Annotated in this window: 23 protein-coding genes; 1 reads left to right on the top strand and 22 read right to left on the bottom strand. The window is 70.9% G+C overall.

Annotated elements, in window-relative coordinates:
- Positions 1-52 precede the first annotated feature (52 nt).
- Both Q9R26_RS14215 and Q9R26_RS14210 read right to left on the bottom strand, forming a co-directional pair.
- Entirely contained in the window at positions 53-421 is a 369-nt protein-coding gene (locus tag Q9R26_RS14215) for an iron-sulfur cluster assembly accessory protein (RefSeq protein WP_209130802.1), read from the bottom strand.
- Between the two features lie 58 nt (positions 422-479).
- The gene (locus tag Q9R26_RS14210) at positions 480-1,925 is read right to left on the bottom strand and encodes a dipeptidase (RefSeq protein WP_311227632.1); all 1,446 of its coding nucleotides are present in this window, start codon (positions 1,923-1,925) and stop codon (positions 480-482) included.
- Between the two features lie 52 nt (positions 1,926-1,977).
- Between Q9R26_RS14210 and Q9R26_RS14205 the strand changes: the two genes are divergently transcribed.
- Complete coding sequence (locus Q9R26_RS14205) at positions 1,978-2,553, top strand: DUF3043 domain-containing protein (protein ID WP_311227631.1); 576 nt, start codon at positions 1,978-1,980, stop codon at positions 2,551-2,553.
- A 158-nt stretch (positions 2,554-2,711) separates the two neighbouring features.
- On the opposite strand, the gene Q9R26_RS14200 is transcribed toward Q9R26_RS14205, so the two are convergent.
- The 20 genes from Q9R26_RS14200 to Q9R26_RS14105 form a co-directional block, all read right to left on the bottom strand.
- Positions 2,712-3,788, bottom strand: coding sequence for a quinone-dependent dihydroorotate dehydrogenase (locus Q9R26_RS14200; RefSeq protein WP_182067182.1), 1,077 nt, complete (start codon positions 3,786-3,788; stop codon positions 2,712-2,714).
- Entirely contained in the window at positions 3,785-4,285 is a 501-nt protein-coding gene (gene nrdR / locus Q9R26_RS14195; RefSeq protein WP_111023127.1) for a transcriptional regulator NrdR, read from the bottom strand. The genes Q9R26_RS14200 and nrdR overlap by 4 nt, the downstream gene beginning before the upstream one ends.
- Positions 4,286-4,298: 13 nt before the next feature.
- A complete protein-coding gene (gene hisD / locus Q9R26_RS14190; RefSeq protein WP_311227630.1) occupies positions 4,299-5,606 on the bottom strand; it encodes a histidinol dehydrogenase in 1,308 nt (435 codons plus the stop codon).
- The gene (locus Q9R26_RS14185; RefSeq protein ID WP_311227629.1) at positions 5,603-6,421 is read right to left on the bottom strand and encodes a hypothetical protein; all 819 of its coding nucleotides are present in this window, start codon (positions 6,419-6,421) and stop codon (positions 5,603-5,605) included. The genes hisD and Q9R26_RS14185 overlap by 4 nt, the downstream gene beginning before the upstream one ends.
- 24 nt (positions 6,422-6,445) lie before the next feature.
- Complete coding sequence (gene dnaE / locus Q9R26_RS14180) at positions 6,446-9,925, bottom strand: DNA polymerase III subunit alpha (RefSeq protein ID WP_247737870.1); 3,480 nt, start codon at positions 9,923-9,925, stop codon at positions 6,446-6,448.
- A gap of 315 nt (positions 9,926-10,240) precedes the next feature.
- Positions 10,241-11,170: an RluA family pseudouridine synthase gene (locus tag Q9R26_RS14175; RefSeq protein WP_110864623.1), complete on the bottom strand. Its 930-nt coding sequence runs from the start codon at positions 11,168-11,170 to the stop codon at positions 10,241-10,243.
- A complete protein-coding gene (gene lspA / locus Q9R26_RS14170; RefSeq protein WP_311227628.1) occupies positions 11,167-11,835 on the bottom strand; it encodes a signal peptidase II in 669 nt (222 codons plus the stop codon). Before lspA ends, Q9R26_RS14175 begins: the two co-directional genes overlap by 4 nt.
- A gap of 2 nt (positions 11,836-11,837) precedes the next feature.
- Entirely contained in the window at positions 11,838-12,518 is a 681-nt protein-coding gene (locus tag Q9R26_RS14165) for a DivIVA domain-containing protein (RefSeq protein ID WP_311227627.1), read from the bottom strand.
- Positions 12,519-12,703: 185 nt separating this feature from the next.
- Positions 12,704-13,000 (bottom strand): YggT family protein, encoded by a 297-nt coding sequence (locus Q9R26_RS14160; RefSeq protein WP_110892747.1) that lies wholly within the window; start codon positions 12,998-13,000, stop codon positions 12,704-12,706.
- Between the two features lie 68 nt (positions 13,001-13,068).
- Positions 13,069-13,644, bottom strand: coding sequence for a cell division protein SepF (locus Q9R26_RS14155; protein WP_311227626.1), 576 nt, complete (start codon positions 13,642-13,644; stop codon positions 13,069-13,071).
- A gap of 41 nt (positions 13,645-13,685) precedes the next feature.
- Positions 13,686-14,408, bottom strand: a complete 723-nt coding sequence (locus Q9R26_RS14150; protein ID WP_311227625.1) for a YggS family pyridoxal phosphate-dependent enzyme — start codon at positions 14,406-14,408, stop codon at positions 13,686-13,688.
- A 7-nt stretch (positions 14,409-14,415) separates the two neighbouring features.
- Positions 14,416-15,576, bottom strand: a complete 1,161-nt coding sequence (ftsZ, locus tag Q9R26_RS14145) for a cell division protein FtsZ (protein ID WP_027465251.1) — start codon at positions 15,574-15,576, stop codon at positions 14,416-14,418.
- Positions 15,577-15,722: 146 nt separating this feature from the next.
- On the bottom strand, positions 15,723-17,009 hold the full coding sequence (locus Q9R26_RS14140; protein ID WP_311227624.1) for an FtsQ-type POTRA domain-containing protein: 1,287 nt from the start codon (positions 17,007-17,009) through the stop codon (positions 15,723-15,725).
- A complete protein-coding gene (gene murC / locus Q9R26_RS14135) occupies positions 17,006-18,427 on the bottom strand; it encodes a UDP-N-acetylmuramate--L-alanine ligase (RefSeq protein ID WP_311227623.1) in 1,422 nt (473 codons plus the stop codon). Before murC ends, Q9R26_RS14140 begins: the two co-directional genes overlap by 4 nt.
- A complete protein-coding gene (gene murG, locus Q9R26_RS14130; RefSeq protein ID WP_311227622.1) occupies positions 18,424-19,521 on the bottom strand; it encodes an undecaprenyldiphospho-muramoylpentapeptide beta-N-acetylglucosaminyltransferase in 1,098 nt (365 codons plus the stop codon). Before murG ends, murC begins: the two co-directional genes overlap by 4 nt.
- Positions 19,518-20,783, bottom strand: coding sequence for a putative lipid II flippase FtsW (gene ftsW / locus Q9R26_RS14125; RefSeq protein WP_182065473.1), 1,266 nt, complete (start codon positions 20,781-20,783; stop codon positions 19,518-19,520). The genes murG and ftsW overlap by 4 nt, the downstream gene beginning before the upstream one ends.
- Positions 20,746-22,281 (bottom strand): UDP-N-acetylmuramoyl-L-alanine--D-glutamate ligase, encoded by a 1,536-nt coding sequence (gene murD / locus Q9R26_RS14120; RefSeq protein ID WP_311227621.1) that lies wholly within the window; start codon positions 22,279-22,281, stop codon positions 20,746-20,748. Before murD ends, ftsW begins: the two co-directional genes overlap by 38 nt.
- A 4-nt stretch (positions 22,282-22,285) precedes the next feature.
- Positions 22,286-23,389, bottom strand: a complete 1,104-nt coding sequence (mraY, locus tag Q9R26_RS14115; protein WP_262137735.1) for a phospho-N-acetylmuramoyl-pentapeptide-transferase — start codon at positions 23,387-23,389, stop codon at positions 22,286-22,288.
- A complete protein-coding gene (gene murF, locus Q9R26_RS14110; protein WP_262137730.1) occupies positions 23,386-24,894 on the bottom strand; it encodes a UDP-N-acetylmuramoyl-tripeptide--D-alanyl-D-alanine ligase in 1,509 nt (502 codons plus the stop codon). The genes mraY and murF overlap by 4 nt, the downstream gene beginning before the upstream one ends.
- Positions 24,891-26,537, bottom strand: coding sequence for a Mur ligase family protein (locus tag Q9R26_RS14105; RefSeq protein WP_182065479.1), 1,647 nt, complete (start codon positions 26,535-26,537; stop codon positions 24,891-24,893). Before Q9R26_RS14105 ends, murF begins: the two co-directional genes overlap by 4 nt.
- Between the last annotated feature and the right edge of the window lie 13 nt (positions 26,538-26,550).

Below are 26,550 nucleotides of genomic sequence, written 5' to 3'. Positions count from 1 at the left end.
CGGGGAGCGACCGTCCCGGTCGCTCCCCGCTCGCGTGTCGGATCGCTGGTGATCAGTGGAAGCTGTCGCCACAGGCGCAGCTGCCCTGCGCGTTGGGGTTGTCGATCGTGAAGCCCTGCTTCTGGATCGTGTCCTCGAAGTCGATCGTCGCACCGTCGAGGTACGGGACGCTCATCTTGTCGACGACGACCTCGACCCCGTCGAACTCGGCGGTGACGTCACCGTCGAGCAGGCGCTCGTCGAAGTACAGCTGGTAGATCAGGCCGGAGCAGCCACCGGGCTGGACCGCGAGGCGCAGGCGCAGGTCGTCGCGGCCCTCCTGCTCGAGCAGGCTCGCCACCTTGCCGGCGGCGGCGTCGCTCAGGAGGACGCCGTGCGACGGGGTCTCGGTCGCCGGTGCTTCGGTGATGGTGTCGCTCATCGCGCGTCTCCCTCCGGGCGGTGCTGGTCACCGCGCCTGGCGTCGATTGTAAGCACCCTCAGCTGCGCGTCGCGAGCCTGGCGAGCAGGATCGTCTCGGACGCGATGGCACGGTGCAGGACACCGAGGTGCTGCGACTCGTTCGGGCTGTGCGCGCGGGTGTCCGGGTCCTCGACGCCGGTGACCAGGATCTGCGCGTCCGGGAACTCCGCGGCGAGGTCGGACACGAACGGGATCGACCCGCCGATGCCCTGCTCGACCGCCTCTGCACCCCAGCCCTCGCGCATCGCCGTGCGGGCCTCCTGGACGGCCCAGCCGGCGGTGTCGACGAGGAACCCGTCGCCGCTGTCCGGCTCGGTGATCTCCAGGCGCGCACCGAACGGGACGTGCTCGCGCAGGTGCCGCTCGACGGCCGTGTAGGCCTGGCGAGCGTCCTGTCCGGGGGCGACGCGGACCGAGACCCGTGCCGAGACCGTGGGCAGCAGGGTGTTCGAGGCGTTCGCGACGCTGGGCACGTCCATGCCGGTCACCGTGATCGACGGCTGGAACCACATGCGGGACAGCACGGCGCCGGTGCCGATCGGGCGCACACCGGCAACGAGAGCGGCGTCGGCGGCGAGTTCGTCCTCGGAGCGCTCCGGCACGTCGGCCTCGTACGAGGTCAGTCCCTCGACGGCGACCGAGCCGTCGGCGTCGTGCAGCGAGGCGAGCAGCCGCACCATCGGGATCATCGCGTCCGGGGCCGCTCCCCCGAACATGCCGCTGTGGCTGGCGTGCTCGAGCGTGGTCAGGGTGAGCTTGAAGGTGACGTTGCCGCGCAGCGAGACCGTGATCGACGGCACCTCGGTCGACCAGTTGTCGCTGTCCGCCACGACGATGACGTCTGCGGCGAGGTGCTCCTTCTGCTCGCGCAGGAACGTGCGGAACGAGCGGGAGCCGAACTCCTCCTCGCCCTCGACGAACAGCACGATCCCGAGGTCGAGGTCGTCCCCGAACCGGGCGTGCACCGCGCGGAGCGACGCGATGTGCGTCATCACACCGGCCTTGTCGTCCGAGGCGCCGCGGCCGTACAGGCGGTCACCGCGCAGGGTCGGCTCGAACGGCGGCGTCTCCCACAGCGCGTCGTCGCCCTGGGGCTGCACGTCGTGGTGGGCGTAGAGCATCACCGTCGGCTTGCCGTTCCGCGCCGGGCGCACCGCGAGCACCGCCGGCTGGCCGAGCTCCGCACCGGAGGCCTCGGCGTCCGCCGTCGAGCCGTCGACGGCCGAGCGGACGATGCGCACCGCGTCGTCCGAGAAGACGCCCGTCGACCGCGCGAGGTCCGCGACGGCCTCGGCGCTCGCCTGCACGTTCGCCGGGTCGAACGCCGACCACGAGACCGACGGCAGCCGCACCAGCGCGGACAGGTCGGCGATCGTCGTCGGCAGTGCCCCCTGCACGTGTTCGCGCAGGGCGTCGAGGAGCGCGGGGTCGGTCGCGGGGCTGTGCTGTTCGCTGTCGGTCATGCCCGGTAATCTAGAGGAGATCCCGCACGCACACCGCCGTTAGGAACGCACCGTGGCGAAGGCAGCCCCCAAGACCAACACGACCGTCGAACCGACCGAGGCCGAGCTCCTCGAGCGGGGCAAGGGCCGCCCCACGCCGTCCCGCCGCGAGCGAGAGGCAGCCAACCGCCGCCCCCTCGTGGGCAACACGCCGGTCGACAAGAAGGCCGCCCGCGCACGTCTCAACTCGGAGCGCGAGCGTGCCCGGGTCGGCATGGCCAACGGCGAGGAGCGCTACCTGCCGGCGAAGGACCGCGGTGAGCAGCGACGCTTCGTCCGCGACTGGATCGACGCCCGATGGAACGTCGGCGAGGTCATGATGCCCGTGCTCGTGCTGTTCCTGATCGTCGGGTTCGCGGCCGCGCAGACCGTGATCGCGTCCTACTCGCTCCTGCTGGTGTGGGCGTTCGTGGCGCTGTTCATCATCGACTGCGTGGTGCTGTGGCTGTCGCTCCGTCGCAAGCTCACCACCAAGTTCGGCGAGTTCCAGCGCGGCACGTTCCTCTACATCCTCACGCGGGCGTGGCAGCTGCGCTTCCTGCGGCTGCCGAAGCCCCAGGTCCGGCGTGGGCAGTACCCCACGCTGTAGCCACACGCACACGACGAAGCGCCGCCCGGCATGCCGGGCGGCGCTTCGTCGTTCCCGCTCCCCCGCCCGACATCGATCATCGAGTGAGCAGGACACGACGGGTCGATCGGCGAGCCACGGCGTGTTCTGCTCACTCGGCGGCGCAGTGGTCCGCGCGGCTACCGCGCGGCGCGACGCAGCCGCCGACGGCGCAGCCGGTTGATGCGCGCCGCCCAGGTCGGTCCCTCGTAGAGGAACGCCGTGTAGCCCTGCACGAGCGTGGCTCCGGCGTCGATGCGGTCCTGCACGTCCTGCTCGGTGGTCACACCACCGACGGCGATGACGCAGAAGTCGGCGGGCACCGCGGCGCGGACGCGACGCAGCACCTCGAGCGAGCGGGCGGCGAGCGGCGCACCGGAGAGTCCCCCGGCACCCATCGCCTCGACGTCGGACGGATCCGCGGTCAGCCCGTCGCGGGAGATCGTCGTGTTGTTGGCGATCACCCCGGACAGGCCGAGCTCGACCGCGAGGCCTGCGATCGCGTCGATCTGCTCGTCGGTCAGGTCCGGTGCGATCTTGACGAGCACCGGAGTCCGGCCGGCGGCGTCACGCACCGCGGACAGCAGCGGTCGGAGCTGGTCGAGTTCCTGCAGTCCGCGCAGACCGGGCGTGTTCGGCGAGCTGACGTTGACCGCCAGGTAGTCCGCGAACGTCGCGAGCCGACGGGTGGACTCGAGGTAGTCGTCGATGGCGTCCTCGACGGAGACGACCCGGCTCTTGCCGATGTTCACGCCGATGACGGGGCGACCGGGGTTGCGGCGGGCACGCTCGAGGCGTCGGGCGGCCGCAGCGGCGCCGTGGTTGTTGAAGCCCATGCGGTTGATCAGGGCGCGGTCGCCGATCAGCCGGAACAGGCGCGGGCGCTCGTTGCCGGGCTGCGGCTTGGCGGTGATGGTGCCGACCTCGACGTGGCCGAAGCCGAGCAGGCCGAGACCGGCGATGCCGCGGGCGTCCTTGTCGAACCCTGCCGCCAGGCCGAAGCGCGACGGGAAGTGGATGCCCATCGTGGTGACGCCGTCGGCCGCTGCGGGACGGCAGAAGCGTTCGACGACCCCGCTCAGGAAGGGCACGCGAGGCAGCCCCGCGATCACGGCGAACGCCAGGTGGTGGGCACGTTCCGGGTCCATGTTCGCGAACACGGACCGGAACACGACGCGGTAGCCGCCGCGCACGATGCGTTCGGCGATGCCGCTCACGCGCGCGTGCCGGACGGTGTGGACGACCCGGCGGCCGTGTCGGACGCCGCGTGGTGGTCGCGGCGGAGCTGGCCGATGGCGTCCTCGAAGTCCTCGAGCGAGTCGAACGCCTGGTAGACGCTCGCGAACCGCAGGTAGGCGACCTCGTCGAGCTCCCGCAGGGGCGCGAGGATCGCGAGGCCGATGTCGTTCGCGTCGATCTGGCTCGATCCGGAGGACCGTACGGTCTCCTCGACGCGCTGTGCGAGCACAGCCAGGTCACCGTCGGTGACCGGGCGCCCCTGGCACGCCTTGCGCACGCCGGAGACGATCTTGTCGCGGCTGAACGGCTCGGTGACACCGTTGCGCTTCACGACGTTGAGCGACGCGGTCTCGGTGGTCGAGAACCGTCGACCGCAGTTGGGGCACTGTCGACGGCGGCGGATGGAGGTTCCGTCGTCGCTCGTCCGTGAGTCGACGACGCGGGAGTCCGGGTGGCGGCAGAAGGGGCAGAACATGTCGTTCCCCAGGCTATCGGTTCGTGCGCTCCGTCACGGCGGCCCCGTGCGCGGGGAGCTGCTCCTCGGTGGACAGGGCGACGATGTGCGGCGCGACCTCGGCCAGGGCCTCGGGCGTGTACCGGACGATCTGCTGGGGTCGCAGGAACGTCGACGCGGACAGCCCGGACCCGAAGCGGGCCTGGCCACCGGTCGGCAGCACGTGGTTGGACCCGGCCAGGTAGTCCCCCAGGCTCACCGGCGTGCTGGGCCCGACGAACACCGCGCCGGCGGCGTCGATGTCGGCCAGCACCGCGTCGTCGTCGACCGTCTGGATCTCGAGGTGTTCCGGTCCGTAGGCGTTGCTCACGGTCGCCGCGTCGCTCAGCGAGTCCACCAGGACGATCGCGGACTGCGGTCCGTCCAGGGCGGCCTGGAGGCGCGCAGCCGTCCCGAGCACCGCCGTGCGTTCCGGGATGGCCTCCTCCACCGCGTCGGCGAACGCCGCGGACGTCGTCACCAGCACGCTGCCGGCCTGCTCGTCGTGCTCGGCCTGGCTGATGAGGTCGGCGGCCACGAACCCGGCGTCGGCGGTGTCGTCCGCGATCACGAGGATCTCGGTCGCGCCGGCCTCGGAGTCGATGCCCACCACACCGCGCACCAGTCGCTTCGCGGCGGCGACGTAGTTGTTGCCCGGCCCGGTGACCAGGTCGACCGGCTCGAGGTCGATCTCGGCGACGCCGTAGGCCATCGCGCCGACGGCTCCGGCACCCCCCATCGCGTAGACCTCGTCGACGCCGAGGAGCCCCGCCGCGGCGAGGATCGTCGGGTGCACCGCTCCGCCGTGGTCGCGCTGCGGCGGCGACACGAGGGCGATCGAGGGCACGCCCGCGACCTGGGCCGCGACGACGTTCATCACGACGCTGGACGGGTAGACGGCCTTGCCACCGGGCACGTAGAGCCCGACGCGGCGCATCGGCTGCCAGCGCTGGTGGACCTCGGCGCCGTCGGCCAGTGTGGTCACGGACGGGGCGGGGATCTGCGCGGCACTCGCGGCCCGGACGCGGCGGATGGCCTCGTCCAGTGCCGCTCGGACCTCGGGGGTAAGCCCGGCCACGGCGGCGGTGATCTCGGCAGCGGGGACCCGGACGTTCGCAGGGGCCCCGCCGTCGAAGCGCTCGGCCTGGTCGTGCAGGGCCGCGGCCCCGCGGTGTCGGACGTCCTCGATCAACTCGCGCGCAGCGTCGACCGCGTGCGTCACGTCACCCGCGGCGCGGGGCATGAGTCGGAGGAGTTCGGCACGGGCGGGGAGGCCGCCGCGGAGGTCGATTCGCTGCATCATGAGGCCTCCAGCGTACCGGCGGCGTGCTGCACGACCGCGTCGACCACGGGCCGGTGGCGAGCCGTCTGGTCGGCGTCCCACGCGTCGAGCAGGTGCAGCGTGGCGATCCGGAACGCCAGCGCACGGACGAGCAGCTGCGGCCACTCCGCGACGTCGGAGCCGAGCACGCCGAGCCGACTCGCGTCGACCCCGTGCCAGCACACCGCATCGATCGCTGCGCCGAAGCCCGCCGGGCGCCAGTACGGTGCCCAGTCGAACACCGTGGGCGGCTCGCCCGGCGTGAAGAGCACGTTGCCGAGCAGATCACCGTGGACGAGCTGCGACGCTGACGTCACCGGCCGGAACGTCGCGGCCAGGCGGTCCAGCGTCGGGTCGTCGGGCAGGGCTGCTCCGCCCCAGGCCATGCCGTCCGCCCGGCTCCAGGGCTCGTCGCGATGGTCGAGGAACTCGGGGCGTGGCAGGTGGGCGATCGCGCGGTGGAACGCTGCACCCGCGGCGATCACCTCGTCCACGCGCGTGGGGTCGGTGCGACCGTCGACCCACCGCCAGGCCTCCCAACCGTCGCCGGTGCCGTCGTCGACGATCCACTCCCCGGACTCCGTGGCGACCGGGCGTGGCGACCGGAACCCCGCCGAGTGGACGAGCCGCGCCAGCGTGTCGGACCGCCACCGGGCCTCCAGTGGGTCACCAGAGGGCCGGAGGACGACGTCCCCGGCGCGCCAGGTCAGCCCGCGCCCGCCGCCGAGCCGCACGAGCGGCCGGTCGTGCACGCCGAACGCCCGGAGGACGGGCGGTGCCGGCCGGCCAGCGCTCATGCCGTGCGGTCGAGTGCCATCGGACTACACCAGGCAGCGGGGTCCGAGCAGGCTCTTCAGCTCGCCGAACAGGTCGGGGGTCAGGTTGACCGGGAAGGGCAGCTCGAAGGTGCGCGCGACGTCGTCCTTGAGCAGCTTCAGCCGGACCTCGGTGTCACCCTGGTGGCGGCCGAGCACGGCGGCGAGTTCCGTCACCGTGCTCGTCGTGGCCTGGCGTTCGGGCAGGGACAGGGTGAGCGGGCCGGAACCCATCGCGTCGCCGACGTTCGGCTGGAACATGCTCACCGCGTGCAGGGCCTTGCCGTCGTCGCGGACGTTGACGCGGCCGCGCAGGACGACGATCGAGTCGGGCACCAGGGACGGGCCGAACTCCTGGTACGTCTTGCCCAGGAACATCACGCCGATCTGGCCACCGAAGTCCTCGATGTCGACGATGCCGTACGGGTTGCCGCTCGTCTTCGCCACCCGGTGCTGCACGCTCGTCAGCAGGCCGGCGACGGTGACCGTCTCGCCCTCGATCGAGTCGTCGGCGGTCAGCAGGTCGGCGATGGTGATCGACTGGTGCTTCGCGAGTTCGATCTCGAGCCCGGCGAGCGGGTGGTCGGACACGTAGAGCCCGAGCATGTCCCGCTCGAACGCGAGCTTGTCGCGCTTGGACCACTCCGGTCGGTCCGGCACCTGGGACACCGCGGCGCTCGGGGCGTCCTCGGCTGCCTCGGCGAAGAGCGAGTCGAAGTCGAACCCGACGTTGCCGTGGGCCTCGTCGCGCTTGACCTTCACCGCACCCTCGACCGCGCCCTCGTGGATCTCCACCAGGGCACGTCGGGTGTCGCCGAACTCGTCGAAGGCACCGGCCTTGATGAGCGACTCGACCGTGCGCTTGTTCGCCGACGAGATCGGGATCTTGCGGAGGAAGTCGTGGAACGACTCGAAGGCACCCTTCTCGGTCCGGGCCTTGACGATGTCGTCGACGACGTTGAACCCGACGTTGCGGATGGCACCCATGCCGAAGCGGATGTCGTCGCCGACCGCCGCGAAGAAGCCGATCGACTCGTTGACGTCCGGCGGCATCACCTTGATGCCCATCCGGCGGCACTCGTTGAGGTACAGGGCGAGCTTGTCGCGGGCGTCACCGACCGAGGTCAGCAGGGCCGCCATGTACTCGGCCGGGTAGTGCGCCTTGAGGTACGCGGTCCAGAAGGACACCACACCGTAGGCCGCCGAGTGCGCCTTGTTGAACGCGTAGTCGGAGAAGGGCAGCAGGATGTCCCACAGCGTCTTGATCGCCGCGTCCGAGTACCCGTTGTCCTTCATGCCCTGCTGGAAGCCCGCGTACTGCTTGTCGAGCTCGGACTTCTTCTTCTTGCCCATCGCGCGGCGGAGGATGTCCGCCTGGCCGAGGGAGAACCCGGCGACCTTCTGCGCGATGGCCATGACCTGCTCCTGGTAGATGATCAGGCCGTAGGTCGTGCCGATGATGTCCTTGAGGGGCTCCTCGAGCTCCGGGTGGATCGGCGTGATCGGCTGCTCGCCGTTCTTGCGGAGCGCGTAGTTCGTGTGCGAGTTCGCACCCATGGGGCCCGGGCGGTACAGGGCGATGAGCGCGGAGATGTCCTCGAAGTTGTCGGGCTTCATCAGCCGCAGCAGGCCGCGCATCGGCCCGCCGTCGAGCTGGAACACGCCGAGGGTGTCGCCGCGCTGCAGGAGCGCGTAGGCCTCGGGGTCTTCCAGGCCCATGGTCTCGAGGTCGAGGTCGATCCCCCGGTTCGTCTTGATGTTGTCGAGGGCGTCACTGATGATCGTGAGGTTGCGGAGCCCCAGGAAGTCCATCTTGATCAGGCCGAGCGACTCCGCTGCCGGGTAGTCGAACTGCGTGACGATCTGGCCGTCCTGCTCCCGCTTCATGATCGGGATGATGTCGATGAGCGGGTCGCTCGACATGATGACGCCGGCAGCGTGGACGCCCCACTGGCGCTTCAGCCCCTCGAGCCCGAGCGCCGTGTCGAAGACGGTCTTCGCCTCGGGGTCGGTCTCGACCACGGTGCGGACGTCGACGGCCTCCTTGTAGCGCGGGTGGTCCTTGTCGAAGATCCCGGTGAGCGGGATGTCCTTGCCCATCACCGGCGGCGGCATCGCCTTCGTGAGCTTCTCGCCCATGCCGAACGGGAACCCCAGGACGCGCGAGGAGTCCTTGAGCGCCTGCTTCGCCTTGATCGTGCCGTACGTGACGATCTGCGCGACGCGCTCCGACCCGTACTTCTCGGTGACGTACTTGATCGCCTCACCGCGGCGCCGGTCGTCGAAGTCGACGTCGAAGTCGGGCATCGAGACGCGGTCCGGGTTGAGGAACCGCTCGAAGATCAGGCCGTGCCGGATGGGGTCGAGGTCGGTGATGCGCATCGCGTACGCGACCATCGAGCCGGCACCGGACCCACGCCCCGGCCCGACGCGGATGCCGTTGTTCTTCGACCAGTTGATGAAGTCCGCGACCACCAGGAAGTAGCCCGGGAACCCCATCTGGTTGATGATCCCGACCTCGTAGTCGGCGCGGTCCTGCACCTCTTTCGAGATGCCTCCCGGGTACCGGTACTCCAGCCCCTTCGCGACCTCTTTCTCGAACCAGGAGTGCTCGGTCTCGCCTTCGGGCACCGGGAACTTCGGCATGTAGTTCGCCGAGGTGTCGAACTCGACGTTGCAGCGTTCCGCGATGAGCAGCGTGTTGTCGCAGGCCTCGAGGTTGTCGCGGAAGACGTGCCGCATCTGCGCCGGGGTCTTCAGGTAGAACTCGTCGGCGTCGAACTTGAAGCGGTTCGGGTCGTTGAGCGTGGAGCCGGACTGCACGCAGAGCAGTGCCGCGTGCGACTTGGCGTCGTGGGCGTGCGTGTAGTGCAGGTCGTTCGTGCCGACCAGCGGGATGTCGAGGTCCTTCGCCAGGCGGATCAGGTCGCTCATGATCCGGCGTTCGATCTCGAGGCCGTGGTCCATGACCTCGGCGAAGTAGTTCTCCTTGCCGAAGATGTCGCGGTAGTCGGCGGCCGCCTGCACCGCTTCGTCGTACTGGCCGAGGCGCAGGCGCGTCTGAATCTCCCCCGAGGGGCAGCCCGTGGTGGCGATGATCCCCTCGTGGTACTCCTGCAGGAGCTCGATGTCCATGCGGGGCTTGAAGTAGTAGCCCTCGAGCGACGCCTTCGACGACAGCCGGAACAGGTTGTGCATGCCCGTCGTGTTCTCGGCGAACATCGTCATGTGCGTGTACGACCCGGCGCCGGACACGTCGTCGCCCCCGCCGTCCCCCCAGCGCACACGGGTCTTGTCCGAGCGGTGCGTGCGGGGCGTGATGTACGCCTCGGTCCCGATGATCGGTTTGACGCCACCGGCCTTGGCGGCCTTCCAGAACTCGAAGGCGCCGAACATGTTGCCGTGGTCGGTCACCGCCACGGCGGGCATCCCCTGCGCGGCGGTCTCCGCCACGAGGTCGGAGAGCCTGGCGGCACCGTCGAGCATCGAGTACTCGCTGTGCACGTGCAGGTGGACGAAGGAGTCGGAATCCGACACGGAACCTCCGGTTCGTACGGTGTGCTGCGGTGTGGGAACAGCCTAACCGCGGCCGCCCACATTCCCGCGCGCGTCGGGGCGGACGGGAGGCGCGGGGCGGGGCCGCACCGTGCCTCCCGTCCGGCATCGGATGGCGACACGCGCGGGGCGCGCCGCCGAGGGGGCAGGACACGCCGCGGGCCGACCGCCGCGGGTGCGGAAGGCGTCGCCTGGCGGCGCCGCAGCCGACGGTTCGCGACCCCTCGGCGCAAGCCGCCGGGCGGGTCAGAGCGACGCGCTCCGGATCTGCTCGAGCGCTGCCTGCAGGTCGTCCGGGTACTGCGCCTCGAACGACACCCACTCGCCCGTGCGGGGGTGGTCGAAGCCCAGCCGGACCGCGTCGAGCCACTGGCGCGTGAGCCCGAGCTCGGCCGCGAGCACCGGGTCGGCGCCGTACATCGTGTCCCCGACGAGCGGGTGGCGTGTCGCCGCCATGTGCACCCGGATCTGGTGGGTGCGCCCGGTCTCCAGGTGCACCTCGAGCAGGGTGGCGGCGCGGAAGGCCTCGAGCGTCTCGTAGTGGGTGACGCTCGGCTTGCCCTCCGACGTGACCGCGAACTTCCAGTCGCTCGAGGGATGCCGGCCGATGGGGGCGTCGATCGTGCCCGAGGTCGGATCCGGGTGGCCCTGCGCGAGTGCGTGGTAGACCTTCTCGACCGTGCGCTCCTTGAACGCCCGCTTGAGGTGCGTGTACGCCAGCTCGGTCTTCGCGACCACCATCAGACCCGAGGTCCCGACGTCGAGCCGGTGCACGATCCCGGCACGTTCAGCGGCGCCGGACGTCGCGATCGTGAAACCGGCGGCGGCCAGGCCCCCGGGCACGGTGGGCCCGTCCCACCCCGGCGAGGGGTGCGCGGCGACGCCGACGGGCTTGTCCACGACGACGATGTCCTCGTCGTCGTGCACGATCGTCATGCCCGGCACGGCCGCCGGAACGATGCGCGGCGGCTCCTTCGGGGTCCACTCGACCTCGAGCCAGGAGTCGGCGTGCAGCCGGTCCGACTTGTCGACGGGCACACCGTCGACGCGGACGCCACCGGCGGCGACGACGTCGGCCGCGAACGACCGGCTGAAACCGAGGAGCTTCGCGATGGCTGCGTCGACACGCTCACCGGCGAGCCCGTCGGGCACGGGGAGAGAACGCGATTCGCTCACGTGGCGTCGTGGCCCAGCGTGTCACGACGGTCGCGGTCCCCCGGCCTGGAGGCGCGGGTCGGCTCGTCGAGAGCGGCATCGGCCGACGAGAACGCGGCCCCGCTGTCGAGCGGCTCCGCCGCGTCGACCTGCGCCTGGCGCTTGGCCGAGAGCGTGCGGGTGCCGTCGAGGTTCACCCCGAGGATCACCAGCAGCACGAAGACCACCATGCTGATGCAGATGAAGGAGTCGGCGACGTTGTAGATCGCCGGCATCATCCACGGCGTCGAGATGAAGTCGACGACGTGGCCCCGCCCGAAGCCGGGCTCACGGAAGAGCCGGTCGAGCAGGTTGCCCAACGCGCCACCGAGCAGCATGCCGAGCACGACGGCCCACCACATCGACCGGATGCGACGCGAGTACACGATGATCGCGACGACGACCGCGGCCGAGATGACCGAGAACACCCAGGTCATGTTCACCGCGAACGAGAACGCAGCCCCCGGGTTCCGGACGTACAGGAACTGCAACGCTCCACCGAGGACCGGGACGGGGGTGCCGTACGGCAGGTTCGCGACGACCAGCGTCTTGGCGACCTGGTCGAACGCCACCACCACGACAGCGGCGAAGGCCAGTGCCGCGATCGCGCGGACACTGACCTTCGCTCGTGATGCTGGTCGCGACAACGTCAGTTGCCGAAGCCCTGCGCCGAAGCCGGCGCCGGGGTGAGACCGGACTGCTCGCCCGAGGAGTCGAGCTCGGAGAGCTGCCCCTGGATGTAGCTCTTGAGCTGCGCACGGTAGTCGCGCTCGAAGGTCCGGAGCTCGTCGATCTTGCCCTCGAGCTGGCGCTGCTCCTGCTCGAGCACGGCAACACGCTGACGGTTCGTGTTCTCGGTGTCGGCGATGATCTGTCGCTGCTTCGCCTCGGCCTCGGAGACCAGGCGAGCGGCCTGGGCCGTGCCCTCGGCGATGAGCGCGTCGCGCTTCTCGATGCCCTCGCGGACGTGCTCCTCGTGGAGACGACGCGCCAGGGTCAGGAGGTTCGTGGTGCCCTCGGTGTCCTCGTCGGCGGGGACCGTGGTGGTCGGCGCCGCCGCGGCGACCGGAGCGGGCTCCGGTGCTGCCTCGACCGGGGCCGGGGTGGGCTCCGGCTCGGCGGCGGGAGCGGGCTGCTCGGCCTGCGTCGGCTGCGGGGCCGACTCGGCCGCCTGCAGGCGCTGGCGGAGCTCGTCGTTCTCCGCGGTCAGGCGACGGAGCTCGACCACGACCTCGTCGAGGAAGTCGTCGACCTCGTCCTGGTCGTAGCCCTCGCGGAACTTCGTCGGCTGGAACCGCTTGTTGACTACGTCTTCCGGCGTCAAAGCCATTGCCGTCACCTCAATAGAACTGCTGAACGTGTGGAACCGCGTGCGGTGCGACCGAATGTACCAGTCGCGCCGTGCGGTGCGGATGCGCCACCGGAGCGGGCATCGATCCCGACCACCGTACACCGACGACGGGGCGGAACCGTGACCCGCGCCTGGCGTGGCGCGTGTCGCGGACGGGAGTCCGCTCAGATACTGCGTGCCAGAGCAGCGACCACGAACCGGGCGATGATGACGACGAGCATCACGATCGTCCAGCCGAAGTCGAGCGCGACCGGCCCCAGGCGGAGCGGCGGGAGGACCCGTCGCACCGCTCGGATGGGCGGGTCCGTGATCGTGTAGACGAACTCGGACACCACCAGCATGCCCCCGCGCGGCCGCCAGGAACGGTTGAAGCTCTGCACGAGGTCGAGCGCGAAGCGCCCCCACATCACGAAGAAGTACAGGAGCAACGCGAGGGAGATGATCCCTAGGATCACGGACACGATGGGGCTCGCTCGTCTCGGGCGAGCGTCGTCAGACGACGCTCAGGGGCGGGTGTGCCGGGTACGGCTCAGGACTGGGCGAAGAAGTTCGCCTCGATGTCGGACTCTACCTCAGCGGGCTCACCGCTCACTGCGACGTGCGCCGGGGAGAGGAGGAAGACCTTGTTCGTGACACGCTCGATCTTGCCGAACAGGCCGAGCGACAGCCCCGAGGCGAAGTCGATCATGCGTCGGGCGTCGCCCTCGGTCATCTGCGAGAGGTTGATGATGACGGGGATGCCGTCACGGAAGCTCTCGGCGATGGACTGGGCGTCCTTGTACTCGCGCGGGTGGACGGTGAGGATCTCGTTCATTTCCTGGACCGGGGTCGCCTTCTGTGCGGTCGTGTGCGAGCGGCGGAGCGGAGTGACCTGGGCGCCGCGCTGGTGGGTGTGCGTCTTGGTGGGAGCCGGAGCCGCTGCGGGAGCGGCCGCCGGGGCTGCTGCCGCGGCGGGGGCCTCCTGCGGTTCGGCGGGCGCCGGGGCGGCCTGGCGAGCAGGGGCTGCCTGCTGGCGCGCGGGCTCGGCCTGCTGCTCGTCCTCGTAGTCGAGTTCCTCATCGGCGAGGCCGAGGTAGACCATCGTCTTCTTCAGCGGGTTGGCCATGGTTCCTCCGGGGTTCGTGCTCGTGGTGCCCTGCAACGAGGCTAGGGTGCGGGCGGCCGGTTTCCCGTGATTGCGGTGCCGATCCGCAGGTGTGTCGCGCCCTCGAGGATCGCCTCGGCGTAGTCCCCGCTCATGCCGGCGGAGATGTCTTTGGCACCGGGCTCGAGCGACACGACCCGTTCGGAGATCGAGCGGAGTCGGGCGAAGGCGGCTCGGGGCTCCTCGTCGAGGGGCGCGACCGCCATGACACCCCGCAGCCGGATGGTCCCGGCGGCCAGCACACGCGTCACCATCGGTTCGACGTCCTCCGGCTGCACCCCGCCGCGGCCGGGGTCGTCGGTGAGGTTCACCTGCACGAAGCCGTCGATGACCGGCGGCTCCGGCTCGGCCTCGGTCGCGGCGAACGCGTCGACGACGGAGCCTCGGTCGAGCGACTGCACGACGTGGGCGTACCGCCGGGCCTGGCGGGCCTTCTTCGACTGCAGCTGCCCGACGAAGTGCCAGGTCAGGCCGAGGCCCGCCAGCTCGGCGGCCTTCGCCTGCGCCTCCTGGTGGCGGTTCTCGCCCACGTCCGTCACGCCGAGCGCGGCGAGCTCGCGGACGAGCGACGCCGGGTGGTACTTCGTGACGACGACGAGCGTCAGCTCGTCGGGCGAGCGCCCTGCGGCTCGCGCCGCGTCGGCGATGCCGCTCCTGACGGACGCAACACGCGCCTCCAGCCCGTCGTCGTGAGACGAGGCCTGGAGGCGCGTGTCGGCTACCAAGGGTGGGTCACTTCAGGAAGTCGGGGACGTCGAGCTCGTCGTCGTCGTCGAACGCCGGGTCGGCGGCGCGCTGCACCGGCGGCTGGTGCTCCTGCGATGCCCAGGACGGGCTCGACGTGGTGGAGTCCTCGATCGCGCCGGTCGAGGCGGCGACGGGCGCCGCGGCGCTCGACTCCGGGTCGACGTAGCTCGAGCGACGTTCCTTCTGCTGCTGGGCCGGCTCGCCACCGTCGAAGCCAGCAGCGATGACCGTCACGCGGACCTCGTCGCCCAGGGTGTCGTCGATGACCGCACCGAAGATGATGTTCGCCTCGGGGTGCACGGCTTCCTGCACCAGACGCGCGGCGTCGTTGATCTCGAAGATGCCGAGGTTCGAGCCACCCTGGATCGACAGCAGCACGCCGTGCGCACCGTCGATGGATGCCTCGAGCAGCGGCGACGCGACGGCGAGCTCGGCCGCCTTGATCGCACGGTCGGCACCGCGCGACGAGCCGATGCCCATGAGCGCGGACCCCGCACCCTGCATGACGCTCTTGACGTCGGCGAAGTCGAGGTTGATCAGCCCCGGGGTCGTGATGAGGTCGGTGATGCCCTGCACGCCGGCGAGGAGCACCTGGTCGGCCGTGGCGAACGCCTCGACCATGGAGATGCCGCGGTCGCTGATCTCGAGCAGGCGGTCGTTCGGGACGACGATGAGCGTGTCGACCTCGTCCTTGAGGCCCGCGACGCCGTTCTCGGCCTGGGACTGGCGACGCTTGCCCTCGAAGCTGAAGGGCTTCGTGACGACACCGATGGTCAGCGCCCCGATGGACTTCGCGATGCGCGCGACGACCGGTGCGCCACCGGTGCCGGTACCGCCACCCTCGCCCGCGGTGACGAACACCATGTCCGCGCCGGCGAGGGCCTCTTCGATCTCTTCGGCGTGGTCCTCGGCGGCACGACGGCCGACCTCGGGGTCCGCGCCGGCACCGAGGCCGCGGGTGATCTCGCGGCCGACGTCGAGCTTGACGTCCGCGTCGCTGAGCAGCAGGGCCTGGGCGTCGGTGTTGATCGCGATGAACTCGACGCCACGGAGACCGAGCTCGATCATGCGGTTGACGGCGTTGACGCCGCCGCCGCCGACACCGACGACCTTGATGACGGCGAGGTAGTTGTGGTTCGTGGTCACGTCAGTCAGGCCTCCGGTCGAACCCTCAACCTCTACTTGAAGTTCAGGGGCAATGCTGGTAGATGTGGTGCTGGCTTCGACGCTACGGGTGCGTTCGGCGCAGTGTCGCCCCGCCACGCCGCGTGTCGCCGATCAGGTCCGGCAATTCAGTCCTCCGCGCGGATCACGCCGTTGTCCGGTGCCGACACGTCGTACTCGACGACGACGCCCGGGTTGCGCGCCGCGTGGTCCTTGACCAACGCGGCGAGCAGTTCGGCCTTGGCGTCCGAGTCGTCCGGGCTCCCCCACACGACGGTCGAGCCGTCCTTCAGGGTCAGGGTCACGTCGTCGGCGGTCGACCCGGCGACGCGCGTCACCTGGGACCGGACCGTCGAGGGCAGCGCCAGCACGACCTCGGTCATCGTGCGGAAGCTCGAAGACCCCAGTCGCGCACGGGCGATGTCGGCGAGCGGCATGGTCGCCGGCCGCTTCGGCGACGACTGCACGACGATGCCCGCGGGGTCGACGAGGTCGAAGGTGCTCCCGGAGCGCACCGCGACGACCGGCGTGCGCTCGGTCACCGTGACGACGAGCGTGTGCGGCGGGGCCTCTTCGGTCACGTAGCTCTCGATGAGCGGGAACCCGGCGACGTCCCGCTTGATCGCGTCGAAGTCGAGCCGGGCCAGGGGCGTGCCGATCTGGTCGGACAGGGCCTGGCGCAGCGCGGACTCGTCGACGCGGTTCGTGCCCTTGACCTCGATCGTGCGGAGGGCCATCAGCGGGGAGAACACCGCGACGAGGATCGAGACCCCGAGCACCAGGACGACGCTGGCCGCCGTGATCCACGCGGCGCGACGGTGCCGGCTGCGCCGGGTGAACCGGCGGACCTCGGCACGCTCGAGCAGTCGGCGGCGCCGCTTCGCGATGCGCGCCTCGCGGGCGGTCTCGGCAGCGCGCACCCGTGCCCCGATGGGCGCCTCGGCGTGCTGATCGGTCCGGGAGGCCCCGGTCGCGTCGAGCACGTCGGTCACGGTCGCGTCGTGGTCGGCTCCACCGCTCGTGGCCGCTCGGCGTCCCGCGTCGCGGCGGTCGGCCTCCGGGTCCCGGTGGTCCTCGTTCGGGGTGTACTCACGCAGGCGGTCGGCGACGGTGGAGAGCCCGGCGCCGAACCGGCGTCCAGCCGCTCCGGCGAACGCGCCGACGCGGTCCCGGTGCGGACCCGACGTGCCGGCGGCGGGCCGATCCGCGGGGGTCGACCCGGCGGTCTCGTCGACCGTCTCGTCGACCGGCGCTTCCGGGGCGGACGCGGGACGGGCCTCCCGGTCGTCGGCGACGCGTCCGCGGAACGGGAGCCGCGGCTTCGAGGGACCACGACGCTGCCCGGGCGCGTCGGCACCCTCGGCCGGGGCGTCCCTGCGGGCGTCCCCCTCGTCGAACCCCTCGGGGCGCTTCACCGGGACGACGCTCCGTCGGTGCCCAGGGCGCCGAGCACCTGCGGGATGATCCGGTACACGTCGCCGCAGCTGAGCGTCATGATGATGTCGCCGTCCCGGGCGACCGCGGCCGCGCGGGCCGCCGCCTCGTCCCAGTCGGGCAGGAACTCGACGCGCGACTGGTCGGCGAAGCGCTCCTGCACCAGGGCGCCGGTCACGCCGGGCTCCGGGTCCTCGCGGGCGCCGTAGACGTCGAGCACGACCGTGTGGTCGGCGAGCTCCTCGTACACCTTGGCGAAGTCGCCGGCCATCAGACGGGTGCGCGAGTACAGGTGCGGCTGGTGGATCGCGATGATGCGGCCGTCGCCGACGACGTTGCGGGCGGCCTTGAGCGCCGCGGCGACCTCGGTCGGGTGGTGGGCGTAGTCGTCGTAGACCGAGACGCCGCGCTCGACGCCGTGCAGCTCGAAGCGGCGCTGGGTGCCGCCGAACGCCTCCAGCCCGCGGACCGCGTCGGCCGGGGCGACGCCGAGGCCGGTCAGCACCGCGAAGGCGCCGACGGCGTTGATCGCGTTGTGCCGGCCGGGCACGCGGAGGGTCAGGTGGTACGCCTCACCCCCGGCGCGGAAGTCGACCTCGACGCCGGCGGACTCGGTGATGCCTTCGATGCGGACGTCCGCGTCGACGGCCTCGCCGAACGTGACGACCTCGGGGGCGTCGGCGCGCTGGCGGATGCCGGCCGTGACCGTCTTCGCACCGGCGTCGTCGCTCGAGATGACGACGCGCTCGCTCGCCTTCGTGGCGAACTCGACGAAGGCCTCGGTGAAGGCCTCCTCGCTGCCGTAGTGGTCCAGGTGGTCGGCGTCGACGTTGGTGATCAGGGCCACGGCGACGTCGTAGAGCAGGAACGAGCCGTCGGACTCGTCGGCCTCGACCACGAACAGGTCGCTCGACCCCGGGGCCGAGCTGGTGCCGAGGGACTGGATGACGCCGCCGTTGACGAAGCTCGGGTCGAGACCGAGCTCGACCATCGCGGTGACGATCATGCCGGTCGAGGTGGTCTTGCCGTGCGCACCGGCGACCGCGACCAGACGGTGCTCGGCGATCAGGGCGGCGAGGGCCTGCGAACGGTGGAGCACCGGCAGACCGCGGCGCTGCGCCTCGAGGAGCTCGGGGTTGTCGGGCCAGAGGGCGCTCGTGACGACGATGGTGTCGGCCTCGCCGACGTTCACGGCGTCGTGACCGATGTGCACGGTCGCGCCGAGGTCGCGCATCGTGCCGGTCGTCTCCGTCTCGCGGGAGTCGCTGCCCGTCACGCGGTGCCCGGCGGCGAGGAACATCCGGGCGATCCCGCTCATGCCCGCGCCGCCGATGCCGACGAAGTGCACCGTGCCCAGGTCGTCCGGGATCGGCTGGGTCAGGTCCGGCTTGATGGTCATCGTTCCTCCGTGGTGCTGGGGGCCTGCTTCGCGGCGTCGAGGACCAGGTCGGTCATCCGGTCGGCGCCGTCGCGGTGGCCGACGCTGCCCGCCCGCACGGTCATGTCCGCGATGCGGGAGCGGTCCTGCAGGATGCTCAGCAGCTGGAACGTCACCCAGTCCTGGTCGAATTCCCCGTCGGCCACCAGGACGGCTCCCCCGGCGTCGACGACGTCCTTCGCGTTGTGGCGCTGCTCACCGTTCCCCACCGGGTACGGCACGAGCACACTCGGCAGCCCGACGGCGGTCAGCTCGCACACCATGCCGGCACCGGAGCGCGACACGACGAAGTCACTCGCCGCGTACGCCAGGTCCATCCGGTCGCAGTAGGGCAGCACGTGGTACCCGTCGAGGTCGCTCGGGCCGATGTCCGACGCGGCGCCCACGACGTGCAGGACCTGCCAGCCGGCTCCGACGATGGCGGCGGCGGACTTGTTGATCGTCCGGTTGATGCTCCGCGCGCCCGAGGAGCCACCGGTCACGAGCAGCACGGGTCGGTCCGGGTCGAGTCCGAACTCGGCGAGCCCCTCGGACCGTAGGGCCCGGCGGTCGAGCGACTCGATCTCGCGACGGAGCGGCATGCCGACGACGCGGCCGTGGCGCAGGCGGGTGTTCGAGAAGGTCAGTCCGACGTGCTCGGTGAGGAACGCGGCGAGGCGGTTCGCCAGCCCGGGCTTCGCGTTCTGCTCGTGCACGACGATCGGGGTGCCGGTGCGGCGGGCGGCGATGTACGCCGGAGCGGCCGCGTAGCCACCGACCCCGAGGACCACCTCGATCTCGTGGTCGCGGATGATCTGCTCGGTCCGCTTGACCGCCGCCGCGAAGTGCTGCGGGAAGCGCAGGGCCGCGCCGTTGAGCTTCCGCGGGAACGGCAGGCGCGGGATCGTCAGCAGCTCGTAGCCGCGCATCGGGACGAGGCGGGACTCCAGTCCCTCGGCGGTGCCCAGCACGAGCACCTCGGCGCCGGGCTCCCGCTCGGTCAGTCGGTCGGCGACCGCGAGCAGGGGGTTGACGTGGCCGGCGGTGCCGCCGCCGGCGAAGAGGTACTTGCTCACCGCAGTGATCCGTTCGTGGAGGTCCGGCCGAGTGGGGCGTTCGTCAGGCCGGGGTCGTTCTTGCCGGGCAGGTCACGAGCGAAGGAGAGCACGACGCCGATCGCCACCAGGGTCATGATGAGCGCCGATCCACCGGCCGAGATGAGTGGCAGGGGCACGCCGAGCACGGGCAGCAGGCCGAGCACGACGGCGATGTTGATGAGCGCCTGGCCGATGATCCACGCGAGGATGCCACCGGTGACCGTCTTCACGAAGGGGTCGCGGGACTGCCGGATGATCTTGATCATGCCGACGGCGAGCACCACGAACAGGCTGAGCACCACGACGGCGCCGATCAGGCCGAGCTCCTCGCCGATGATCGCGAAGATGTAGTCGTTGTCCGCCTCGGGCAGCCACGACCACTTCGCCTTCGAGTTGCCGAGGCCGACGCCGAACACGCCGCCGGACGCCAGCGCCCACATGCCGTGCACCGGCTGCCAGCAGATGTCCTGGTACTGGCTGGTGTCGGTGCACCCGGACAACCAGGCGCTGATGCGGGTCGAACGCGAGGCCGACGCCATCGTCACGAACGGCAGCATCACGGCGAACGCACCGAGGCCGACGAGCAGGTGCCGCGCGCGGACGCCACCGATGTACAGCGCGCCGAACACGAGGATGAGCATGACCATGGCGGTGCCCTGGTCACCGCCGAGGACGACGAGGCCGAGCGAGAGCATCGAGGCGATCCCGATCGGGATGAACACCTCTTTCCAGTCGTCGAGCTTGTCCCGTTTGACGTAGATGATGGCGCCGATGCCGAGCACCAGGCCGAGCTTCACGACCTCGGACGGCTGCGCGGTGAACGACCCGAGCCCGATCCAGTTCCGGTTGCCCTGGATGTCGATGCCGAGCGGGGTGAACACGAGCAGCTGCAGCACGAGCGCAGCACCGAGCAGCCGCATCGCCCACTTCCGCCAGATCCGGGTCGGGACCCGACTGGCGATGAGCATGAGCGGCACGCCGAGCACGGCGTACAGGCCCTGGCGGGACGCCGCCCCGAAGAAGTCGTGGGTCGCCGCGTACTCCTCGACGCTCGACGAGGACAGCACCATCACGACGCCGAAGACGACGAGGAACAGCGTGACGCCGAGGATCGTGTAAAAGGTGCTGGACTCCGCGACGAAGACGTTCTTGACGGCGACGATCGCGCCGTTGGTCCGTCGTGGGGTCGACGCGGTCCGGCCGTTACGGCTGTTCGGAAGATCCGTCGGTGTCGTCGCCATCGACTTCTCCTCCCAGGTGCTCGTTGACCGCGGCCGCGAAACGCTGCCCCCGGTCGGCGTAGGAGCCGAACTGGTCGAACGACGCCGCCGCCGGGGCGAGGAGGACGGTGTCGCCCGGCCTCGCGACCGATGCGGCATGCCGGACCGCCTCGCGCATGACCTGATCAGTGTCCGTCGTCTCCACCTGGAGCACCGGGACCGTGGACGCGTGTCGCGCGAATGCCTCGAGGACCGGGGTCCGGTCGGTGCCGATCACCACGACGGCGCGCACGCCGGGGCCGAAGCGCTCGACCAAGCCGTCGATGTCGACGCCCTTGAACAGGCCGCCCACGATCCACACGACGGTGTCGAACGACGCCAGCGACGCGGTGGCGGCGTGCGGGTTGGTGGCCTTCGAGTCGTCGACCCACGCGACGCCGTCCGCCTGGGCCACGAGCTCGGTGCGGTGGTGGTCGGCGCGGAACGCCCGGACGGCCGACTGGATGGCGCTCGGCTGGACGGTGCCAGCACGGGCCAGGGCAGCGGCGGCCAGGACGTTCATCGTCATGTGCGGGCTGGCGAGCCCGGCGGCCTCGAGGTCGGCGATCGTCGACAGCTCGAGCGCGCTGTTGCGGCGGTCCTCGGTGAACGCCCGGTCGCACAGCACGTCCTCGACGATGCCGACGTCGCCGGGAGCGGGGACGCCGGGGGTGAAGCCGACCGCACGGCAGCCCTCCACCACGTCGGCCTCCTGCACCATCTGCCGGGTGGCCTCGTCCGAGGTGTTGTAGACGCACGCCATCACGGTGCGCTCGTAGACCTTGGCCTTCGCCGCGCGGTACGCCTCGGCGGAGCCGTGCCACTCCAGGTGGTCGTCCGCGATGTTCAGGCAGGCACTGGCGAGCGGCACCACGGCGCCGTCGCCGGAGGAGGCCGCGTAGTGCAGCTGGTGGCTCGAGAGCTCGACGACGAGCACGTCGTAGCCGACCGGGTCGCGGACGACGTCGAGCACCGGTACGCCGATGTTCCCGCACGCGACGGCACGCAGGCCGCCGGCCTCGTACATCGCGGTCGTGAGCTGTGTCGTCGTCGTCTTGCCGTTCGTGCCCGTGATCGTGATCCAGGGGGCCGCGACCGGGCCGCGGACGACCTTGTCGCGCACGCGCCAGGCGAGCTCGATGTCGCCCCAGACGGTGCTGTTCGTCACCGACCACTGCACGGTGGCGTTGTGCGGGGGCAACCCCGGCGACACGATGACGACGTCGGGTGCCTGCCGCACGAGGGCGTCCGGCACGGTGTCGAGCGGCGTCTGCAGGAACCGGGCACCGATCACGTCGAGCAGCTCGACGCTGTCGGCGGGGGCGTCGGACGAGTAGACCGTCACCTCGCTGCCGAGTTCCACCAGCGTGTCGGCGACCGAGAACCCGGTGGCACCGAGGCCGAGGACGGCGACGTTGAGCCCCTTCCACCCCTCGGAGTACCAGCTGTCGAGGGAGTGGAGGCGGGACGGCGAGGACACCGGGTCAACCAACGCGTGCGATCCATTCGAGGTAGAAGAGTCCGACCCCCGCCGCGACGAAGAGTCCGGCGATGATCCAGAAGCGGACGACGACGGTCACCTCGGCCCACCCCTTCAGTTCGAAGTGGTGGTGCAGCGGACTCATCAGGAAGATGCGCTTGCCGTGGGTGATCTTGAAGTAGGCCCGCTGGAGGATGACGGAGCCGGTGACGATGAAGAACAGGCCACCGATGAGGATGAGCAGCAGCTCGGTCCGGCTGAGGATCGCGAGACCGGCCAGGGCGCCGCCGAGCCCGAGCGAGCCGGTGTCCCCGAGGAAGATCTGCGCGGGCGACGTGTTGTACCAGAGGAACCCGATCAGCCCACCGCAGACCGCGGCCGCCACCACGGCGAGGTCGAGCGGGTTGGACACCGTGTAGCAGGCGTGCTCGGTGTTCGAGTCGAGGCGGGCGCCGCCGCACATCTGGTTCGACTGCCAGAAGCCGATGATGACGTACGAGCCGATCGCCAGGATGCTCGATCCCGTCGCCAGGCCGTCGAGCCCGTCCGCCACGTTCACGCCGTTCGACGTGGACACCGTCAGCAGCACGATCCAGGCGAGGAACAACACGGTGCCGATGACCGTGCCGAGCGCCATGAAGTCGAGCCACGGCACGTCGCGGATCGCCGAGATCATCGTGGACGCCGGGGGCTTGCCGTTCGACGTCGGCACGACCAGGGCGATCGTGGCGAAGATGACGCCGACGATGACCTGGCCGAGGATCTTCGCCCAGCCGCCGAGCCCGAGGCTCCGCTGACGCCGCACCTTGAGGAAGTCGTCGATGAAGCCGACGAACCCGAGCCCGACCATCAGGAACAGCACGAGCAGACCGGACAGCGTGATCGAGTCACGCCCGACCAGGTGACCGACGAAGTACCCGATCACCGCACCGATGATCAGGACGATGCCGCCCATGGTGGCTGTGCCGCGCTTGGTGTGGTGGGACTGTGGACCGTCGTCACGGATGAACTGCCCCCACCCGAGACGGTGGAAGAGCTTGATGAAGAACGGGGTGAGCAGCAACGTGAACACCAGCGACGTGGCGCCGGCGACGAGGAGCGCGATCATTCGGTGACACCTCCGAGGCGGTCGCCGAGGAATCGCAGTTCGGCAGACTTCGAGGACTTGACGAGGACGACGTCGCCGGGGCGGAGCATCTCCTGCATGGCACGGACGGCGTCGTCGACGTCCTCGATGTACACGGACTCGCCGTCCCACGATCCCTCGAGGGTGGCGGCCTGGTGGATGGGCATCGCGCCGCGGCCGATGACCACGAGCTGTCCGATGCCGAGGCGGACGACGAGCCGACCGATGCGATCGTGCTCCTCGACGGAGTACTCACCGAGCTCGGCCATCTCACCGAGCACGGCGACGGTCCGCTCCCCCGGGCGCACGATCTGCGCCAGGGTCCGCAGCGCCGCCGCGGTGGAGTCGGGCGACGCGTTGTAGGCGTCGTTGATGACGGTGACGCCCTCGGGGCCGCCCTGGAGCAGCTCCATGCGCCAGCGCTCGGCCCGCGTCATCGACGCGAGCGCCGCGGCGCCGTCGGCGAGCGGGACGCCCCACAGGTGGGCGACGGTGAGCGCGGCGGACGCGTTCATCGCGTGGTGCTCACCCAGGATCGCGAGGCGCACGTCGACGTGATCCGGGCCTCCAGTCAGGGTCGCGTCCGTCGGGCGGTCGCCTTCGGGGCGGCGGGGAGGCGCGGTGAGGGTGAAGCGGGTGCCGCTGCGGTCCGTCTCGATGCCGGAGACGCGGTAGTCGGCTTCGGCCGACGTGCCGAAGCCCACCACCCGCGCGGCCGTCAGGTCACGCATCGACGCCACGCGGTCGTCGTCGACGTTGAGCAGGGCCGTGGCGGTCTCGGGCAGGTCGGTCACCATCTCGGACTTCGCACGCTGCGTCGCCTCGATGCCGCCGAACTCGCCGGCGTGCGCGAGGCCCACCTTGAGGACGACGCCGACGTCGGGCTCGGCGATCGACACGAGCTTGGCGATGTGGCCGACGCCGCTCGCACCCATCTCGACCACCAGGTACCGGGTGTCGTCCGTGATGCGGAGCATCGAGATCGGTGCGCCGACGTGGTTGTTGAACGACCCCTCGGGCGCGACGGTCGCGCCGTGCTGTTCGAGGATCGTGCGGAGCATGTTCTTCGTGCTCGTCTTGCCGTTCGAGCCGGTGATGCCGACGACCAGCAGGGGCGCCGGGCGACCGTCGGCGTCGACGCGGTCCGCGGTGCTCATCCGGACGCGCGTGACGACCTCGTGGGCGAGCGCAGCGAGGGCCTCGTACCCGTCGGCGACGACGATCTGTGGCGCGCTGGTGTCCACGCGGTCGGGCGTGACGACCAGGGCGGCACCGGCGTCGACCGCTGCGGGCACGAAGCGACGGCCGTCGGTGACCTCGCCGGGCAGGGCGAAGAAGACGCTGCCGGGGCGGACCAGGCGCGAGTCGGTCTCGACCGAGCCCTCGACGACCAGGTCGCCGGGCTCGGCGACGTCGGTCGCCTGCGCGCCGCCGATCAGCTCGCCGCCGACCGCGGTGGCGATCTCGGCGAGGGTCATGGCGATCATCGGACGTCCTCCGCCGGACCGGAGTTGGGCTCCCAGCCGGCCTCGCGCAGGGCCGCGCGGGCCTCGTCGCGGGCGGAGTACGGCGTGCGGACGCCCTGGATGTCGCGGTAGTCCTGGTGCCCCGGGCCGGCCCAGAGGATCGAGTCCCCCTCGCCGACCAGGCTCACAGCCGTGCGGATCGCCGCCTCGGGCGGGCTGACCTCGTGGATCTCGTGGTCGGGGTACGCCGCACGTGCGGCGTCGACCAGGGTCTTCCGGATCGACGCGGCGTCCTCGAAGCGCGGGTGGTGGTCGGTGACGACGAGGATGTCGCTGCCGGCCGCCGCCACGCGGGCCATGTCACCGCGCTTCGTGGTGTCGCGGTCGCCGTCGGCGCCGAACAGCATGAGGACCTTGCCGGAGGTGAACTGCCGGACCGCGGCGAGGGTGTTCTCGAAGGCGTCGGCGCTGTGGCCGAAGTCGACGTAGACGCTCGGGCCGTGCTCGCCGGAGACGCGCTCGGTGCGGCCGGGCAGGTAGCACTCGATGGCGGAGACGCGGTGCGTCCCGCCGTCGCGCTCGCTCGCGTCGTCCTCGTCGGGGTAGCGGCGGTGGTTGCTCTCCAGCGCGTGCGCGATGGCACCCAGCTCGAACCCGCCCTCGACGAGCATGACGATCGCGAGTGCCGCGTTCGCCGCCATGTGCCAGCCGATGAGCGGCACACGGGTGGTCAGTTCGCGGCCCTCGGGGCCGGTCAGACGGAACTCGGTGTAGGCGGCGTGCGCCTCGACGATGTCGACGTGCCACTCGGCCTCGACGTCGGGGTGCACGGTGATCGTGGTGACCGGGATGCGGGAGTCCTGCACCACGCGGTGACCCCAGTCGGTGTCCAGCGAGACGACGCCGCGACGGGCGTGCTCGGGCTGGAACAGCGGGAGCTTCGCCTGGTAGTACTCCTCCATGTCGGCGTAGTCGTCGAGGTGGTCGTGCGACAGGTTCGTGAAGGCCGCGACGTCGAAGACGATGCCGTCGACGCGGTGCCGGCTGAGGGCCTGGGCACTGACCTCGACGGCGACCGCGCGGACCTCGCTCTCGCGCATGCGGGCGAGGAGCGCGTGCATCTCGCTGGCCTCGGGCGTGGTCAGGCGGCTCGTCACGCTGAGCGAACCGATGTGGCGCTCGGCGGTCGAGCTCAGGCCAGTGACCAGGCCGAGCTGCTTGAGGATGCCCTCGAGGATGTAGGACGTGCTCGTCTTGCCGTTCGTGCCGGTGACGGCGAACAGCTGCGGCAGGTCGGTGGCCTCGTCGGGGTGCGTGCGGTAGACCCACGCCGCGACGTCGCCGAGGGCAGCGCGGGGGTCGTCGACGACGAGCACCGGCAGCCCGGACGGCTCGACCAGTGCGACGCCGTCCTGGTCGGTCAGGACGGCGACGGCGCCGCGCTCGGCGGCCTCCGTCGCGAACTGTGCGCCGTGCCGGTTCGCACCGTGCACGCCGACGAACAGGTCACCCGGCTGCACCTCGGTGGCGCTCAGGGTGACCCCGGTGGTCTCGATGCTGTCGACCGAGCCGACGACTCGCAGACCGAACGCGTTGGCGAGTTCGGAGACGGCCCTCGGGGTCGGGTGTTCGGGTCGGAGGACCGGGGGGATCCGTGCGGACAAGTGTTCCTTCTTC

The organism is Curtobacterium sp. BRB10 (genome assembly GCF_031844325.1).
Lineage (GTDB): Bacteria > Actinomycetota > Actinomycetes > Actinomycetales > Microbacteriaceae > Curtobacterium > Curtobacterium poinsettiae_A.
This window is presented reverse-complemented; position numbering and strand designations above follow the sequence as displayed.